At 70.5% G+C, this 15,326-nt stretch carries 19 protein-coding genes and 2 pseudogenes; 7 read left to right on the forward strand and 14 right to left on the reverse strand.

From position 1 onward, the window contains the following. Positions 1 to 300 precede the first annotated feature (300 nt). The 4 genes from C1J01_RS36045 to C1J01_RS36060 form a co-directional block, all read right to left on the reverse strand. A complete protein-coding gene (locus tag C1J01_RS36045; protein ID WP_111183447.1) occupies positions 301 to 522 on the reverse strand; it encodes a helix-turn-helix domain-containing protein in 222 nt (73 codons plus the stop codon). Continuing rightward, positions 522 to 1,019 carry a DUF2975 domain-containing protein gene (locus C1J01_RS36050; protein WP_111183448.1) on the reverse strand — a complete coding sequence of 166 codons (498 nt, stop codon included), beginning with the start codon at positions 1,017 to 1,019 and terminating at the stop codon, positions 522 to 524. The genes C1J01_RS36045 and C1J01_RS36050 overlap by 1 nt, the downstream gene beginning before the upstream one ends. Before the next feature lie 118 nt (positions 1,020 to 1,137). Then, positions 1,138 to 1,980, reverse strand: coding sequence for a MerR family transcriptional regulator (locus C1J01_RS36055; RefSeq protein WP_111183449.1), 843 nt, complete (start codon positions 1,978 to 1,980; stop codon positions 1,138 to 1,140). Positions 1,981 to 2,045: 65 nt separating this feature from the next. Next, a complete protein-coding gene (locus C1J01_RS36060) occupies positions 2,046 to 2,444 on the reverse strand; it encodes a hypothetical protein (protein WP_111183450.1) in 399 nt (132 codons plus the stop codon). Between the two features lie 79 nt (positions 2,445 to 2,523). On the opposite strand from C1J01_RS36060, the gene C1J01_RS49285 reads away from it, so the two are divergent. Continuing rightward, positions 2,524 to 2,721: a hypothetical protein gene (locus tag C1J01_RS49285; protein WP_146615846.1), complete on the forward strand. Its 198-nt coding sequence runs from the start codon at positions 2,524 to 2,526 to the stop codon at positions 2,719 to 2,721. 155 nt (positions 2,722 to 2,876) lie between these two features. Here C1J01_RS49285 and C1J01_RS36065 read toward each other — a convergent pair. Then, a pseudogene (locus C1J01_RS36065) lies at positions 2,877 to 3,143 on the reverse strand (PAS domain-containing protein); the annotation flags it as partial. 27 nt (positions 3,144 to 3,170) lie between these two features. Beyond that, entirely contained in the window at positions 3,171 to 3,443 is a 273-nt protein-coding gene (locus tag C1J01_RS36070; RefSeq protein WP_111183452.1) for a PAS domain-containing protein, read from the reverse strand. Between the two features lie 216 nt (positions 3,444 to 3,659). Here C1J01_RS36070 and C1J01_RS36075 point away from each other — a divergent pair, with 216 nt between their 5' ends. Beyond that, a complete protein-coding gene (locus C1J01_RS36075; protein ID WP_111183453.1) occupies positions 3,660 to 4,010 on the forward strand; it encodes a DUF1330 domain-containing protein in 351 nt (116 codons plus the stop codon). Between the two features lie 164 nt (positions 4,011 to 4,174). Here C1J01_RS36075 and C1J01_RS36080 read toward each other — a convergent pair whose 3' ends face one another. Further along, on the reverse strand, positions 4,175 to 4,642 hold the full coding sequence (locus C1J01_RS36080) for an adenylyltransferase/cytidyltransferase family protein (protein ID WP_111183454.1): 468 nt from the start codon (positions 4,640 to 4,642) through the stop codon (positions 4,175 to 4,177). 155 nt (positions 4,643 to 4,797) lie between these two features. Between C1J01_RS36080 and C1J01_RS36085 the strand changes: the two genes are divergently transcribed. Continuing rightward, positions 4,798 to 5,253, forward strand: a complete 456-nt coding sequence (locus C1J01_RS36085) for an ATP-binding protein (RefSeq protein ID WP_111183455.1) — start codon at positions 4,798 to 4,800, stop codon at positions 5,251 to 5,253. Between the two features lie 38 nt (positions 5,254 to 5,291). Here C1J01_RS36085 and C1J01_RS36090 read toward each other — a convergent pair whose 3' ends face one another. From C1J01_RS36090 to C1J01_RS36100, 3 genes are all read right to left on the reverse strand, one after another. Beyond that, on the reverse strand, positions 5,292 to 6,071 hold the full coding sequence (locus C1J01_RS36090) for a PQQ-binding-like beta-propeller repeat protein (protein ID WP_181449150.1): 780 nt from the start codon (positions 6,069 to 6,071) through the stop codon (positions 5,292 to 5,294). Between the two features lie 233 nt (positions 6,072 to 6,304). After that, on the reverse strand, positions 6,305 to 6,736 hold the full coding sequence (locus tag C1J01_RS50385) for a calcium-binding protein (RefSeq protein WP_181449151.1): 432 nt from the start codon (positions 6,734 to 6,736) through the stop codon (positions 6,305 to 6,307). 93 nt (positions 6,737 to 6,829) lie between these two features. After that, positions 6,830 to 7,801: a helix-turn-helix transcriptional regulator gene (locus C1J01_RS36100; protein WP_111183458.1), complete on the reverse strand. Its 972-nt coding sequence runs from the start codon at positions 7,799 to 7,801 to the stop codon at positions 6,830 to 6,832. Between the two features lie 163 nt (positions 7,802 to 7,964). Here C1J01_RS36100 and thrS point away from each other — a divergent pair, with 163 nt between their 5' ends. Further along, positions 7,965 to 9,206 (forward strand): threonine--tRNA ligase, encoded by a 1,242-nt coding sequence (gene thrS, locus C1J01_RS36105; protein ID WP_268958771.1) that lies wholly within the window; start codon positions 7,965 to 7,967, stop codon positions 9,204 to 9,206. A 45-nt stretch (positions 9,207 to 9,251) separates the two neighbouring features. On the opposite strand, the gene C1J01_RS36110 is transcribed toward thrS, so the two are convergent. From C1J01_RS36110 to C1J01_RS36115, 3 genes and pseudogenes are all read right to left on the reverse strand, one after another. After that, positions 9,252 to 10,151 (reverse strand): RNA-guided endonuclease InsQ/TnpB family protein, encoded by a 900-nt coding sequence (locus C1J01_RS36110; RefSeq protein WP_328589710.1) that lies wholly within the window; start codon positions 10,149 to 10,151, stop codon positions 9,252 to 9,254. A 4-nt stretch (positions 10,152 to 10,155) separates the two neighbouring features. Further along, on the reverse strand, positions 10,156 to 10,350 hold the full coding sequence (locus C1J01_RS52620; RefSeq protein ID WP_235854898.1) for a helix-turn-helix domain-containing protein: 195 nt from the start codon (positions 10,348 to 10,350) through the stop codon (positions 10,156 to 10,158). Between the two features lie 17 nt (positions 10,351 to 10,367). After that, positions 10,368 to 10,591: pseudogene (locus C1J01_RS36115) on the reverse strand (transposase). A gap of 178 nt (positions 10,592 to 10,769) precedes the next feature. On the opposite strand from C1J01_RS36115, the gene C1J01_RS36120 reads away from it, so the two are divergent. Genes C1J01_RS36120 through C1J01_RS36130 form a run of 3 tightly spaced genes read left to right on the forward strand, consistent with a single transcriptional unit; the run spans position 10,770 to position 14,271 of the window. Continuing rightward, positions 10,770 to 12,803 carry a TRAP transporter permease gene (locus C1J01_RS36120; protein WP_220040265.1) on the forward strand — a complete coding sequence of 678 codons (2,034 nt, stop codon included), beginning with the start codon at positions 10,770 to 10,772 and terminating at the stop codon, positions 12,801 to 12,803. Then, positions 12,800 to 13,750: a TAXI family TRAP transporter solute-binding subunit gene (locus tag C1J01_RS36125; RefSeq protein ID WP_111183460.1), complete on the forward strand. Its 951-nt coding sequence runs from the start codon at positions 12,800 to 12,802 to the stop codon at positions 13,748 to 13,750. Before C1J01_RS36120 ends, C1J01_RS36125 begins: the two co-directional genes overlap by 4 nt. An 8-nt stretch (positions 13,751 to 13,758) precedes the next feature. Beyond that, the gene (locus C1J01_RS36130) at positions 13,759 to 14,271 is read left to right on the forward strand and encodes a DUF1850 domain-containing protein (RefSeq protein WP_181449152.1); all 513 of its coding nucleotides are present in this window, start codon (positions 13,759 to 13,761) and stop codon (positions 14,269 to 14,271) included. A gap of 11 nt (positions 14,272 to 14,282) precedes the next feature. Here C1J01_RS36130 and C1J01_RS36135 read toward each other — a convergent pair whose 3' ends face one another. After that, the gene (locus tag C1J01_RS36135) at positions 14,283 to 15,254 is read right to left on the reverse strand and encodes a magnesium transporter CorA family protein (protein ID WP_111183462.1); all 972 of its coding nucleotides are present in this window, start codon (positions 15,252 to 15,254) and stop codon (positions 14,283 to 14,285) included. Between the last annotated feature and the right edge of the window lie 72 nt (positions 15,255 to 15,326).

Raw genomic sequence — 15,326 nt, forward strand, 5'->3', positions numbered from 1 at the left:
TAAGAGACAGGCACCCGCCCACCCTTCGGCGAGGAGACCCACGACGGGCGGCATGACGATCACCAGTACCTGCGGCGCCAGCAGGTCCGTGACCCGCCTCGCCACCCCGTCGGCCGTCATGTCAGGAAAGAGTACGCGATCATGCCCGTCGCCCACCTGGCGACCTGCGCCCACGGCGACGCCTCCGTCGCGTCCCCGGATCGGGACGCGACCGTCCGGATCGACGACGTGGGGACGCGACCGTCCGGATCGGCGCTGTGCGGGAGCGAGCCTCGCGCGCGGATGGCGGGCGAAGAGGGTTCACCGGTCCGGGGTGGCTTCGGGTTCCCAGCGCAGCAGGTCTCCCGGCTGGCATTCGAGCACCTCGCAGAGCGCCGCCAGCGTCGTGAAGCGCACCGCCTTGGCACGGCCGTTCTTGAGCACCGCCAGGTTGGCGGGTGTGATGCCGACCCGGTCCGCCAGCTCCCCCACGGACATCTTCCGCTTGGCCAGCATCACGTCGATCTCGACGACGATGGGCATCAGATGACCTCGTCCAGCTCGGCCGCCAGCCGCGCCGCCTCGATGTCCCGCGCGACGGCCTGGGCCAGCAACATCCGCAGCACGAGCACGACGAGCGCGACCCCCAGGATCGCCACGACGACCCCGCAGACGAGCAGGACCACGCCGGGGGCGACGGCCTCACCGGGCGCCAGCAGGACCGCGAGCACGAACGTCAGGACGGCGGCCGCCACGAACGCCCCGATCACCACGTGCACGTACCGGAAGGCGGCGTGGGAGAACACCGTGCCGCGCCGCACCATCGTCACCAGCCGCCACACACAGACCAGGACGACCTGTGCCGTCACGACGCCCAGCAGGACCGTCACGAGGTAGGCCGGGATCGGGTACGGGAGCTCCGAGTCGAGCCCGTCCAGGTCCGCGGCCAGTAACGGCACCATGACCGCCTGGACGAACACCGAGCCGGCGAGCAGCACCACGAGCACGGCGCGCAACGCCAGCACTGTCAACTTCCCCATCGCATCCTCCTCCATCGAATAACGATGGGAATCTATCGAATTTCGATAGCCTTGACAAGCGCGACATGGCTCCCCGCTCAGGCGCCGGGCGAGTTCTGGACCCGGCCGGCTCCCACCGTCAGCCGGTCGTTTCGGGCTCGTGGAGGTCGCAGAGCGGCGCGGTGGTTTCCGTGCCGTCGGCGTGCAACAACTGACGCATGCGGGAGATGTCGAGGTACGCGTCCTCAAGGGGATAGGTGAGCAGGCGAGAGAGGGCCGTGCCGAACTTCGCCATCGAGCTTTTGCCCGGGATGAATATCGACAGTTCGTCCCTGGCCTCGAAGCTCTGGACCTCGAGGTCGCCGGGCAGGGCCGAGAGCGCTTTCTCGTCCGCCATGACAGGGACCTTCACCAGCCAGTGCGGCCCCTCCATGGTGAGGTTCGCTCGCTTCTGCTCCGGGGTCTCGGCGGCCCACGTCCGCCACGGGGTACCCGACACGACGGCTCCACACGCTTCCACGGCCTCGATCACGCGGTCGACAGTGGCGTTCGTGCCGGCGTCGGCTTCGTCCCAGTCGTATTGGTCGCTGCCGGCCGGAAGAGCGGGCGTCGATGTGGACACCACGGTCATCTCGGGGACATGGCGCTTCCTCACCTCCGGCCACGAGGTGAGGAACTCGCGCGCGTCACTGATCGCTTCGTCCTGGGCCTGCCGCTGGCGCTGCACCTCCGCGATGTGCTGCTGCAGCAGGACGGGTGCGGTGTCAGGTTCGTCCAGAGCGCGCCGGACAAGTTTGACGCTCATCCCCGTGCCGCGCAGAACGGTGATCAGCATGGCCTGTTCGACCTGGTCGAAGGTGTATGAGCGGTAGCCGCTCTGTTCGCTGACCTCGGCCGGGACGAGCAAACCCTCGGAGTGGTAGAACCGCAGAGTCTGCGGCGAAAGATGGCACATCTCACTGAATTCGCTGATGGACAACATGGCTTCATGGTCGGCCTTACAGCAACCAGAAGGTCAAGCACCATCGGCGACCAGCAGGTCGCCCGTCAGAGTCCTTCCCTGTTACCCCATTCGGCCCTGATCGCCCGTCGGTCAGAGCGAACCTGGGGCCGGACGGGTTCAGCTCGGCGGGGAGCCGCGGGGAAGCCCAGTCCGATCATGGCGACGTCGTCGTCGGTATGGCGGGGCAGGAAGCTCAGCAGGTCGTCGCAGAGCCTGTCCAGCGGTGTGCGGCACTGCGCGGCGACTCGCTCGCGCAGCCGGTCGAAGCCCTTGTCGAGATGTTCGCCGGGACGTTCGACCAGGCCGTCGGCTCCGACCAGCAGCGGCGGCGGGTGTCCGGCTGTCGAGTGGTACAGCTCGTGGCCGCCGTCGCAGCGCTCGACCCGGGCCAGCACGGTCGCGCCGTCGGGCAGCGCGAACGCGTCGTGCCAGTCGCCACCCACCTCCGCGGCGGTCGGACTTGGACCGGTAGCGGGCGGCGATCTGCAGGCCGCGCACCCGCGGCGGTGCGGCCAGCAGGCTGTGCTGCAGCGCCAGCGCGATGCGGTGGGTGCGCTGGAAGCGCATCGCGCTGCTCAGCCGGTCGTGCATCCGGTCGATCATCTCGCCCAGCAGGGCCAGGTCGCTCTGGGTGATCGGCGGCCGTCACCGCATACGGATGGGGTGAGCACGGCGGCGACCGAGCCTTCGACGACGACGGGGATGACCGCGACGGAGTGACCCAGGTTGGTCTCCAGCCACGTCCGCGTGCCCTCGGGCATGAGGTCCGCCGGAGGCTCTCCCGCTGGGAACGTTGTGGCGAAGGGGGTGCGGCGGCGGATCGCGCGCGCGAGCCTGCGGTCGCCGCCGCGCGAGAGGTCCTCGGACAGGTCGGCTCAGTGGAAGCCGCATCCATCGGCCAGTTCCGGGACGATGACGTGCAACAGCGCGTCCAGCATGTCATCGACGTTCGTCAGGCCGGACGTCGCCGCGGCGGCGTCGAGCAGCCGCCTGCGGCGCTGCCCCTGCCACTGGTCCTCGATGTCGCTGGCCGTGCCGACCCACTCGACCAGGTGGCCGTCCTCCCGCACGGGGACGGCCCGTGTCTCGTAATGCCGGTGGGAGCCGTCCTCGGTACGCAGGCGGTAGACGCAGTCCCAGCACTCGACCTGATCGCTGACCGCTCGCCGTCACGACTCGATGATGGCCGGGATGTCGTCGGGGTGCAGGGCGTCCAGCCAGCCGTTGCCGCGGCTCTCCGCCCATGATTGGCCGGTGACCCGCTCCCAGGCGGGGCTGGGCTCGATCATCCCCCCGTGCGGATCGGCCACCCAGATGATGTCCACGCTGACGCGCATCAGGCTCTGGTAACGGCGCAGGATGTGGCGCCGCTCGTCGGCGGCCTGCTGCAGCCGGCGCGCCGTGGTGACCTGCTCGGTCGTGTCCATGACGACGACCAGCACCCCATGCTCGCCGTCGTCGAAGGAGACACGGGAGAAATCGGAGGTGATGTACTCCTCGTCCTGGATCCGGCGGCCCGGCGCGGCGAAGATCGGTGCGCCCGTGCGCGACTTCCGCCTGGCGATGCCAGATCGCCTACCTGCCAGGTAATCGCCCTGCCTACGAAGGGCGTGTCAGGATCGGCAGCGCACCGAACACGACCCCACCGGGAGGACACCATGCCGGCCTACGTCATCGCCCACCTGCAGGAGGCGGCCCCGCACCCGGAGATCGCCCACTACATCGAACGGCTCCCCACCACCTTCGAGCCGTACGGGGGCCGCTACCTCGTCCACGCCACCCAGCACGAGGTGAAAGAAGGCGATTGGCCCGGACATGTCGTGATGATCGGGTTCCCCGGGATCGCCGAGGCACGGGCGTGGTGGGATTCTCCCGCGTACCGGGAGATCGCGCCGCTGCGCTCGCGGCACATCGAGGGCGACATCATCATGGTCGACGGCGTGCCCGAGAACTACACCCCGACGGCGGCCGCCGGCGCCATACGGGAGGCGACGGCCCTGCCCGCGTAGGTCATCTGGGATGACCAGGGCGACCTGCACGTCAGTGCTGCAGGTGACGCCTGCACCGGGCGCAGCCGTCCCATCGCCGACCGTCAGCGGCACACGCGTCCGAAGACGGCGCGATCCGAAGACGGAGCACAGGACCGGCACGACGGGTCGTCGTCACAGGGCGGTCAGGGCTTGGTGGCGGCGTTGACGATGCGGGTCGTGGAGCGGCCCGGGATGGCGGCCATCTCCCAGCAGTCGGCCCCCAGGATGGCCGCCGCGGCGGCGCGGGCCCCCGCGTGCGGGTCGCCCGCCGTGTGGGCCAGCGCGCCCGGCCGCATCGGCGCGAGCAGGTCGATGTAGTCCTCGGGCCCGTGCGCCTCGGGCGGGCCCGTCACGATGAAGACCCCGGTGACGAAGCGGAGCGCGGCCAGCACCTCGGCGCGCTCCGCCGATGGGTTGAGCGGGCGGCTCGGCCCCTTCCACGCGCGCACGCGCGGGTCGTCCTCGACGCCGACGATCAGGGGCAGCCCGCGCTCGGCCACCGCGCCCAGGTAGCGTACGTGGCCCACGTGCAGGATGTCGAAGACACCGGTCACGACCACCGCACCCGGCCGTTCGTACGGCTGCACCCAGACGGCCTCCAGGCTGCTCACACGACCTCCTGCCAACCCTTCGGGCCTAGACGACTCGTCGATCGCAGCGTACTCGGTCGTAACCGGCACTCGCGCAGCCGACCTTGGGAAAGGCCATTCCTACCTTTTCGCGATAATCTCCGGCCCCCTTGCGGCGCGTCTCATAACGTCACCGGATGTTGGGGGAGGTCGCCGTGGCACCGCAGGAGCTGCGCACCAAGGGGGACGATCGTGATCTGGTGGCCCGGCTGCCGGGGACACCGTCGCAGGTGTCCAGGGCCAGGGGGCTGGTGAGAGACGCTCTGGGCCGCGACCATCCGCTCTACGACGACGTGGTGCTGCTCACCAGCGAGCTGGCCACGAACGCGATCCTGCACAGCAGGTCCGGCGACGGGGGTTCGTTCACGGTGACCGTGACCAGCTCGGAGGCGGCCGTGCGCGTCCTCGTCGAGGACGCGGGGTCGGACGGGCCACCGTGCGTGTGCCGTACGAGCGCGCAGTCCACCAGCGGGCGCGGCCTGCCGCTGATCGAGGCGCTCAGCCACCGCTGGGGCTTCACCCGCGAGGACGGCTCCACCACGGTCTGGTTCGAGGTGCAGCACGCGCGCGTGCCCGCCGGGATGGCCGTCTGAGGCCCGGGGGCGATTGGGATGCGCGAACCTGCGGTGATCTAGGGGCCGGCCGTGGGCCGTGCGTAGAGGTTTCCGTTGGAGCCGCCGACGTACACGAAGCCGTCCGACACCACAGGCCCGGTCTGGACGGTGCCGCCGGTCCACGACCGCGAACGCACCGTGCCGGTCGCGGGGTCGAGGGCGTACAGCGTTCCCCCGACGTCGGAGACGTAGAGGGTGCCGCCCGCCGCCACGGGGCCGGTGTGGCGGCCCCCGCCCAGCGGGAGACGCCAGCGGGTCCTGCCCGTGGCCGCGTCGAGGGCGTACAGCGTACGGTCCGCGCCGGCGGTGTACACGAGCCCGTCCGCCACCGCGGCGTCCCACCGGTAGGCGGGCTGGTCGCCCTCGGCCCGGAAGCTCCACAGGAGCGTGCCGGTGGCGGCGTTCAGCGCGTACGTGGTGCCCGCGCTGTCGCCCGCGTACACGGTCGCGCCGGCCACCACCGGACGAGACTGGCCGAGGCCGGTGATCCGTGACCTCCATCGGACCTCGCCAGAGACGGCGTCCAGAGCGTGCAGGCCACCGCCGGCGGTCTCGAGCGGGGCCCAGTCGTGGCGCGCCAGGACCGCGTCACGTCGCGCGCCGGACGCGCCGCCCAGCAGGACCGCCCGGTCCGCCGGGTCGGTCACGGGTCGCCTCAGGGCCGTGTCATGCGTGGCGTGGTCGACGGCCACGTGGCCGACCTTGATCGGGGGCTCGCCGCTGATCAGGTCCACGGCATCGGTGCCGCGGGCGTTGAACCAGCCGGTGAACACCACGCCGACGGCCGCGACGATCACGGCGCTGAGGATTCCGGCCAGCCACGTCCACAGGGCCTTCCACCTCCCGGGCTCCTCAGCCTGGGGAGCGGCAGCGGCACGCCTCTTCTGACGCGCTCTGGCCATGTGACGTCCCCCTTTGCCGGCTGCGAACGGCAGCTGATTTATAGCTGATGGGACGCCCACGTCGTCGAGCTGTCGACAAATCCGGTTCGGGACGGGCCCGCCACGACCATCGCGGGCCACATGAGTGTTCAGCCGATGCCGGGCGGCCAGGAGGCCGTTCCGGTGGAGAGCGCGCCCGGGCCGGAGCGCATGGTGTCGCCGCCGGGACCGCCGTCGATCAGGTTGTTGCCCAGCCCGCCGAGCAGGACGTCGTCGCCGCCGAGGCCGCAGATGCGGTCGTCGCCGCCGAGGCCGTCGATGTGGTCCGGGCCGTCGGTGCCGATGATCACGTCAGGACCGGCGGTCCCGACGGTGGGCGTGCCGGGCAGCGCCACGATCGTGGCCTTCTGACCGAAGCACTCCGCCTGTTGCCCGCCGGGGTCGGCGAGTGCCGGCGACAGGATCGTGCCGGCGGCGATGACGCCGGCGGGCAGGGCCGCCGCGATGAGCAGCCGGGTCCTCGCCCGGGCGGCACGGGTGCCGGCGCCGGGCATCTGGGCATGCGCAGTCGTCTTCCTCACAGTCGATAGTCGATCACCGCGACCATCGCGTGGCGTGGCAACGACTCGCGATTTCCGGCCTGCGCTGGAGCAGCTGATTTCTTGGTCTTTAAGCTAGACGTCGAGGCGGCACAGGCCCTCGGCGAGGGCCTTGGTCGTGAGGCGCGTGCGGCTGTCGCAGCCGAGCTTGGCGAAGATGTGCTCCAGGTGCGTGGTCACCGTGCGGACGCTGAGCACGAGCGCGGCGGCGATCTGCGGGTTGGAGTCGCCGGCCGCCACACGGGTGAGCACGTCGAGCTCGCGCCCGGTGAGGTCGTACGGCAGCGGGCACGGCCGCTCGGCCGCGACGGCGCCCTGGAGGGCGCCCTGGAAGCCGACGCCCGCCCGCAGCAGCCGCACCTCGTGCCAGCCGCCGTCGCCGCCCAGCCACAACCCGTGCCGGCTCAGCTCGCGCGAGTCGATGAACGCCCGCGCGTAGGCGGCCATCGCCGGGTCGTCCCACAACACGACGGAGGTCTCGCGGCCGGGGACGCGGCGGCGGGTGCCGAGCCGGTCGTAGGCGACCGCGCGGAAGTCGGGCGGCAGCCCCACCGGGTCGATCACGCACCTGCTCAGGTCGGTCACGTGGGCCAGCATGGGGCTGACGGCGGCCAGCAGGGCCGCGGTGAGCCGCGGGAAGGGGTCTTTGGAGGCGAGGTGGAGCAGGCCGGTGTAGCGGCCCTCGCTCAGGAACAGCGGCGCCGTCAGCCCCGCCCGCCAGCCGTAGGGGGCGAGGTGGCGCCGGAAGTAGCGCTCGCTGCCGGGCTCGGGCATGGCGACCGGCGCGCGGGTGGCCAGTGCCCTGCGGTAGGCGTCGAGCCCCGCGTACTCCTCGGCCGCGTCGCGGTCGATGCGGGCGTGGCCGTCGGAGACGACGCTGTGGTGGCGGCCGGTGGCCGGGTCGAACGCGACGAACTCGTAGGCGTCGAGCGGCACCACCCGGCGCAGCGCCGCCATCGCGCCGTGCGCGCCGCCGCCGGCCGCGACCTGGTATCCGACCTCGGCGAACGCCCGGAGCCGGCGCACGTCCAGGGTGATCTCGGCCACGCAAGGTTTATATCATTTGCCGAATTCTGCGCGAAGCTTTACCGAAAGGTGCATCACCCGGCAGCCGGAAAACGCGGCGGCCGGTCGTGCGGACGGATGCTAGGGTCCTGTCCATGCAGCGCGCCTTCGTCACGACGACGCCGGACCCCGTCCCGGCGCGCTGATTCCATGCTTCCCGGGCGGACGCCCGGGAGCACGGTCGTTCGCCCTTTCCCGCGAAAGGTTGATCATGAACGACCACCGCAGGCTCGGCCGTGAGCTGGGCATCTTCGACACCGACCCGCTGATCGGCTCCGGCCTGCCCTACTGGCTGCCCGCCGGGGCGGCCGTGCGCAAGGCCATCGAGGACTACGTGCACGAGCTCGAGCGCCGCAGCGGCTACCTGCACGTCAACTCGCCGGTCCTGGGCAAACGCGAACTGTACGAGCGCTCGGGCCACTGGGCCCACTACGCCGACGACATGTTCCCGCCGATGCGGGTGGGCGGTGAGGACTTCGTGCTGCGGCCGAGCCTGTGCCCGCACCACGCCCTCATCTATCGCTCGCGCGGGCGCAGCCGCCGCGAGCTGCCGCTGCGCATCGCCGAGCTGGGCGGCATGTACCGCTCGGAGCTGTCCGGGGTGCTCGGCGGGCTGACCAGGGTGCGGGCCATCCAGCTGAACGACGGGCACGTGTTCTGCGCTCCCGAGCAGGCCGCGGCCGAGGTGTCGGCGGCGCTCGACCTCATCGAGGCCGCCCACGTCCAGCTGGGCATCAGCGCCGCCCGCTACCGGCTCTCGCTGCGCGGCGACGGCGCGAAGTTCGTGGACGACCCCGGCATGTGGGAGCGCTCGGAGGCGGTCCTGCGCGCGGTGCTGAAGGAGCGGGGGCGCGACTACGACGAGGAACGCGGCGAGGGCGCCTTCTACGGGCCGAAGATCGACATCCAGATCACCGACCCGGCCGGGCGCGAGGCCACCCTGTCCACCGTCCAGGTCGACTACTTCCAGCCCGAGCGCTTCGACCTGCGCTACGCCGGCGGCGACCGGCCGGTCATGGTGCACCGCAGCGTCGTCGGCGGCATCGAGCGCCTGGTCGCGCACCTCGTCGAGGTGCACGGCGGCGCGTTCCCGGCCTGGATGGCGCCCGTGCAGGCGGTGGTGCTGCCGGTTTCGGACGCCGAGCTGGCCGCCGCCGAGGACGTGCTGCGCCGCTGCCTGGCCGCCGGCCTGCGGGCGGAGCTGGCGCCGGCGGACCGGGGCAGCCTAGGGGCCCGGATCAGGGCCCACCGGCTGGTGCCGTACCAGCTGGTGGTGGGGGCGCGCGAGGCGGCGGGCGGCGGCGTCTCGCTGCGGCTGCGGGACGGGAGCCAGGCGGGCGACGTGCCCGTGGAGCGGCTGGCGGCCGAGGCGCGGCCAGTGTTCTGACCGCTGTTGTTTCCACGGTTCCGGGAATTGATCTCCTCCCCGCGGTTAATGCCGGGGGATTCCAGCCAGTACTGGCTGGTCCGGTACTGCCTCACGGGGTCCCGATGGTTCCTGCTTCACAGACCGGCCAACGCCGAGGTCTCCACAGGCTGACACGGCCAACCCGGCCGCGTTGAGGATGTTCCTCGCCGCGTTCACGTCCGCGTGCGCCTGGTGTCCGCAGGCGGTGCACGCGAAGACCGCTTGGCTCTTGCGGGACTTCGCGTCTACCACCTTGCAGACGTTGCAGGTCTGGGACGTGTACGCGGCGTTCACCAACACGATCTCCGTGCCGGTGTAGCGGGCTGCGTTGCGCAGGGCGAGTTCGAGCCGGTGCCAGCCCTTGTCGAGGATGGCCCGGTTCAGGCCCCGCTTCTGCGCCACATTCTTGCCCGGCTTGTCCATGGTGCCCGAAGCCGAGGCGGTCATGTTCTTGGTGCGGAGGTCTTCGAGAACGATGACGTTGTGCCGGGTGGTGAGCTGGTGCGCGCTCTGGGCGCAGAAGCCGGCACGGCGGGCGGTGACGCGACCCATGGTCCGGTTCATCGCGGCGCGCACCCTGGCGTGGTTCCTGCTGCCCTTCTTGGCGCGGGCGAGCTTGTGCTGAAGCCGCCTGTAACGCTCAGCCTCCCCTGGGGTGATGAATTCCCGGTCGTGGAAGTCGCCGGTGCTGGTCGTCGCGGCCACGGCAACACCCCGGTCGATGCCGACCGGAGCACCCGCGTGATGCTCGGGCGTGACCGCTCCATCGTCCACGAGGAACGACACGAACCAGTGCCCATTCCTGCGGGACACGGTCGCCGACCGGACCTGCCCGCCGAGGGAGCGAGTCCAGCGGAAGGCGACCCAGCCCAGCTTCGGCAGTTTCGCCCTGGCCCACTTGTGGTTCAGTCGCTCGACGACGATCTGCTTACCTGCGGGGAAGCGGAACGACGACGCCCTCGGCGGCCTGCGGAACGTAGCTCATCCACGCCCCACGCCGCCGATACTCACGCCGCTGTTCCAGGGCGGTGTTCCACACCGACCGGCAGATGTTGCCGAACTCCTCGCACATGCCGGCCTGCTCAGGCGTGAGCTTCAGCCGGTACTTCCTCCCGGTCAGCATGGTCCACCTCCCCTGTCTCAGCGGTTCTTCTGGTTCTCGACGTACTTCTTCACGACGTGCAACGGGGCTCCGCCGACGGTGGCGACGAAGCAGGAGTTCGTCCACAGTGTCGGCGGGCGCGACCTTTCAGTCGCTCCTCGGCCCGCCCGCCCTGAACGCGATGCTGGTACTTCGGGCACCGCACCACGTGGAAGGCGCATGGGAACACGACGTTGCTGTTCGACCGCAGGGTGACAGCCACGCACCCAAGCTACAGATCGGAGCTATCTAACGGTTGGAAGATTCAGAGATGGGCTGACCCCACGGATAAACCCAGGGGTCTGCACCCAAGGTTCTGATCAAATAGGTAACGGCCTCTTCCCTCAGCCGGTAAAGCGCTCGTAAAGTCCACGCAACGCCCGTGTCGGGGGAGGAGCGACTTGACCGAGCAGAGCAGTCGTGAGGCCGAGCTGGTTTCCGCGCACGAACAGGAACGACCGGCACGACGGCTCGGCGGGGTGCTGCGGCTCGGCGTGCTGGTCGCGGGCGGGGCGTTGTCGGCGTACTCGCTGGTGGTGGTGTTCCAGCCGGTGGAGGCGCTGCAGCACCGCATGACGTTCCTGGCGGTGGCGCTGCCGCTGGTCTTCCTCTGTTACCGCTCGGGGTTGTCGTCGCTGACCCGGCGGCTGCTCCGCCGCGGGGAGCGGGGCGCCGCCGCCGAGCCCGGCGCGGCGGAGGCGACGGACGCGGTCCGGCCCGCGGAAGAGCCGGTCGGCGCGGCGGGCGAGGCGCGGAAGGAACGGCCGAGCGTCGCCGACTGGCTGCTGGCCGCGGCCTCCCTGGCGGTGCTGCTCTACCCGCTGACGGACATCGACGCCTTCCGCGACCGCGGCTCGGGCGCGGCGCTGACGCAGCTGGACATCGTGGCGGGGCTGGCGCTCACGGTGCTGCTGCTGGAGGCGGTACGGCGCACGGTCGGCTGGTCGCTGACCATTATCTGCGCCATTTTCCTGATTTATGCCTATTACGGCGCATATTTACCGATCAACTGGCCGATCGGGCACCGCGGCTTCGACCTCAGCCAAATCGTCTCGCAACTCTATACGGGCACCGAGGGCTTCTTCGGCGTCCCCATGCAAGTGGCCGCCAGTTACATCATCCTTTTCACGATTTATGGCGCTGTACTGGACTTTTCCGGCGCGAGCCGGTTCTTCATCGACCTGAGCTTCGCCGCCTTCCGCCGCTCCCGCGCCGCCCCCGGCCGTACGGTGACGATGGCCGGCTTCCTGCTCGGCACGGTCTCGGGCTCCGGCGTGGCCACCACGGTCAGCCTGGGCAGCGTCGCCTGGCCGGTGCTGCGCCGGGCCGGCTACCCCAGGGAGCCCGCGGGCGGCATCCTGGCCGCCGGCGGCATCGGCGCGATCCTGTCGCCGCCCACGCTGGGCGCGGCGGCGTTCATCATCGCTGAGTACCTGCGGGTCAGCTACCTCGAGGTGCTGCTGTACGCGACGATCCCGACGCTGCTGTACTACCTCGGCATCTTCCTGGCCATCGAGATCGACTCGCGCCGCTTCGGCACCCACGCCGTGCCGGTGGACGCGCCCAAGGCCGGCCGGCTGCTGCTGCGCTTCGGCTACCACTTCAGCTCGCTCATCCTCATCGTCGTGCTGATGGCGCTGGACCGCTCGGCGTTCCAGGCGGTGGCGATCGCCACGGCGGTGGCCTTCCTGCTGTCGTTCCTCGACCCGGCGCACCGGATGGGCCCCAAGCGCGTCGGACAGGCGCTGGCCAAGGGCACGCTGGAGGTGCTGCCGGTGACCGCCGTGTGCGCGGCGGCGGGCATCATCGTCGGCGTCATCACGCAGACCGGTCTCGGGCTCAACCTGGCCGACATCATCGTGAGCATGGCCGCGGGCAACCTCCTGCTCACCACGGTGCTGGCGGCCGTCGCGGTGCTGCTGCTGGGCCTGGCCGTGCCGGTCACCGCGAGCTTCATCATCGCCGCTGTGATCATCGGCCCGGCGCTGTTCCAGCTCGGCGTCTCGCAGGCCGAGGCGTACATGTTCGTCTTCTACTACGCGGTGTTGTCGGAGGTGAGCCCGCCCACGGCGCTCTCGGCCGTCGCGGCGGCCGCGATCACCGGCGGCAACACGTACCGGACGATGATGATGACCTGGCGCTACACGCTGCCGGCGTTCCTGGTGCCGTTCGCCTTCGTGCTGACGCCGAACGGGCAGGCGCTGCTCTTCCAGGGGCCGATCGGCACCGTGCTGCTGATGACCGCGGTCTCGGCGGTCGCCGTCGCCGCGCTCGCCATGGCGACCGGCGGGCTGAGCGGCGTGCCCGAACGCCTGCTCGCCGCGGTGGCCGCGGTGCTGCTGCTGTTCCTCGAGCCCGTCCCCATCGTGGCCGGCCTGGCCGTCCTGGCCGTGGCCGCCGCCGTGCACCTCGTCAGAAGAAGGAGAACAGCGTGAAGCGGATTCTCGCGATAGTCGCCGCCGCCGTCCTGGCCGCGGCGGGCTGCGGAGGCGGAGCCGCGGGCGGCGGCTCGGGCAACCGGCTGTCGATCGCCACGGGCGGCACGACGGGCGTCTACTACGTCTACGGCGGCGGCCTGGCCAAGCAGCTGTCGTCGAACATCGCCAACACCCAGGCCACCGCGTCGGTCACGTCGGCCTCCGTGGAGAACATCAAGCTGCTGGCCTCCGGCCGGGCCGACATCGCGTTCTCGCAGTCCGACACGGCCGCCGACGCGGTCAACGGCAAGGACACCTTCACCGCCGCGCAGCCGATCAAGGCCATCGCCCGCATCTACGACAACTACGCGCACGTCGTCGTCTCCCCCGGCGTCGAGGCGGAGACGGTCGCCGACCTGAAGGGCAAGCGCGTCTCGCTCGGCCCGGCCAACTCCGGCACCCAGGTCGTGGCCCGCCGCATGCTGGAGGCGGCCGGGATCGACCCCGACGCCGACATCACCAAGCAGCAGCTGTCGATCAACGAGTCGGTGCAGGCCGCCAAGGACGGCACCATCGACGCGTTCTTCTGGGTCGGCGGCGTGCCCACGGCCGGCATCACCGACCTGGCCACCAGCAAGCCCGACATGAAGATGCTCGACACCTCCGACGTGCTGCGGACGATGCAGTCCACCTACGGCGAGCAGTACGTCTCCCTCGACGTGGACATGTCGGTCTACAAGCTGTCCGGCGCCATCAAGACGGTCGGCATCGCGAACGTGCTGCTGGTGCCCGACTCGATGGACGAGCAGCTCGCGTACGACATCACCAAGACGCTGTTCGCGAAGAAGGCCGAGCTGACGGCCGTGCATCCGGAGGCGGGCAAGCTCGACCCGGCGCTCGGGCAGCAGGTGGCGCCGGTCCAGCTGCACCCGGGCGCGGCGCGTTACTACCAGGAGCAGGGCTGATCCGACTGGTGCCGGCGTTGGCGGCGGTGGTGGTCCTCTGCTCCGCCGGCGGCACCGGGCGCCTGACCGTGAACGGCCTGCCGGTGTCGGGCCGGACGTTCGCGATCGGGTACGTGCATTCGATCTACCGGGCGCCCTCCGCGGAGGTGTTCACCGTGGAGGGCCGCCGGTTCACCATGCGGGCGGTGGTGTCGGGCAGCGGGGGCGTGCTCGACTACTACGCGCTGGACGGCGAGCGTGCCCGCACCCCGGACGGCGCGTGGGTGCTGCGCCTGGCCGAGCCGGCGACGTACGAGGAGCTGTCGCTGCTCACCACGTCGATCGGCCGCAGGACGGTGATCTCGGGTGGCCGCTGCCTGCCCCTCGACCGGACCGGCGAGGTGCGCCTGGCCCTGGAGCTCACCGTGGACGTACGGGGCGAGCCCTGCCGGCCGCCCTTCGGTGGGCCGCGTTCAGCGGTCCACCACAGCCAGGGGATTCCCAGCTTTGGTGGGCCGCGTTCAGCGGTCCACCACAGCTAGGGAATTCCCAGCTACAACCAGTCCTTCTTCTTGAACACCGCGTACAGCGCCACCGACGCCACCGCCACCAGCATCGCCGACATGAAGAAGCCCCACGGCTGGCCGGAGCCCGGGTAGGGCACGTTCTGGCCGTAGAAGCCGGTGATCATGGTGGGCACGGCGATGATGGCGGCCCAGCCGGTGACACGCTTCATGATCTCGTTGAGCCGGAAGCCCTGCTGGGACAGGCGGGTCTCGCGGACGTTCGCGAGCATCTCGCGGATGGACTCGACCGCCTCGTTGACGCGGACCACGTGGTCGCGGACGTCCTCGTAGTACGGGGTCATCACGCGGTCGCCGATGATCTCCTGGTCGCGGCGGAGCAGCGTGCCGAGCACCTCGCGCATCGGCAGGGTGATCTTGCGCAGGCGGGTGGTGTTCTTGCGCAGCGTGTACATCTCGCGCTGCAAGGTTCTGCCGTCGCGCACCTCCTCCTCGAACAGCGACTCCTCCAGCGCCTCGGCCTGCCCGTCGAGGTCCTGCACCACGGCCATGTGGCGGTCGACCACGTAGTCGAGCAGGCCGTGCAGCAGGAACGTCACACCGTGCCCGGCCAGCCGGGAGGTGGCGTCCCAGCGCCGCATGACCGCGCCGATGTCGAAGTGCTCGTTCTCCCGCACGGTGACCAGGGCGTTGCGGGTGACGAAGACGTTGACCTCGACCGGGACGACGCGGTCGCCCTCGCAGTGCACTCCGTAGACGGTGACGAACAGATGGTTGTCGTAGACGTCGACCTTGGGCCGCTGGTGGTCGTTGAGCACGTCCTCGAGGGCCAGCTCGTGCAGGCCGAGCTCCTCACCGATCAGGCCGAGGTCGGCGGCCGACGGCGAGCACAGGTCGAACCAGGCCGTGCTGGCCGGGTCGGCCACATGGTCGGAGACCTCCTCGATGGGGAACCCTTCCTTGTCGAGGACGCCGTTGCGGTAAAGACGCGTGTGCAGCACTAGCAGAGTGTGGCAAATCGACGGGCGTTGCGCACCGCAGCGCCTCCCGGGTCCTGTCTCTTATACCCATCT

The organism is Nonomuraea aridisoli (genome assembly GCF_003236395.1).
GTDB classification, from domain to species: domain Bacteria; phylum Actinomycetota; class Actinomycetes; order Streptosporangiales; family Streptosporangiaceae; genus Nonomuraea; species Nonomuraea aridisoli.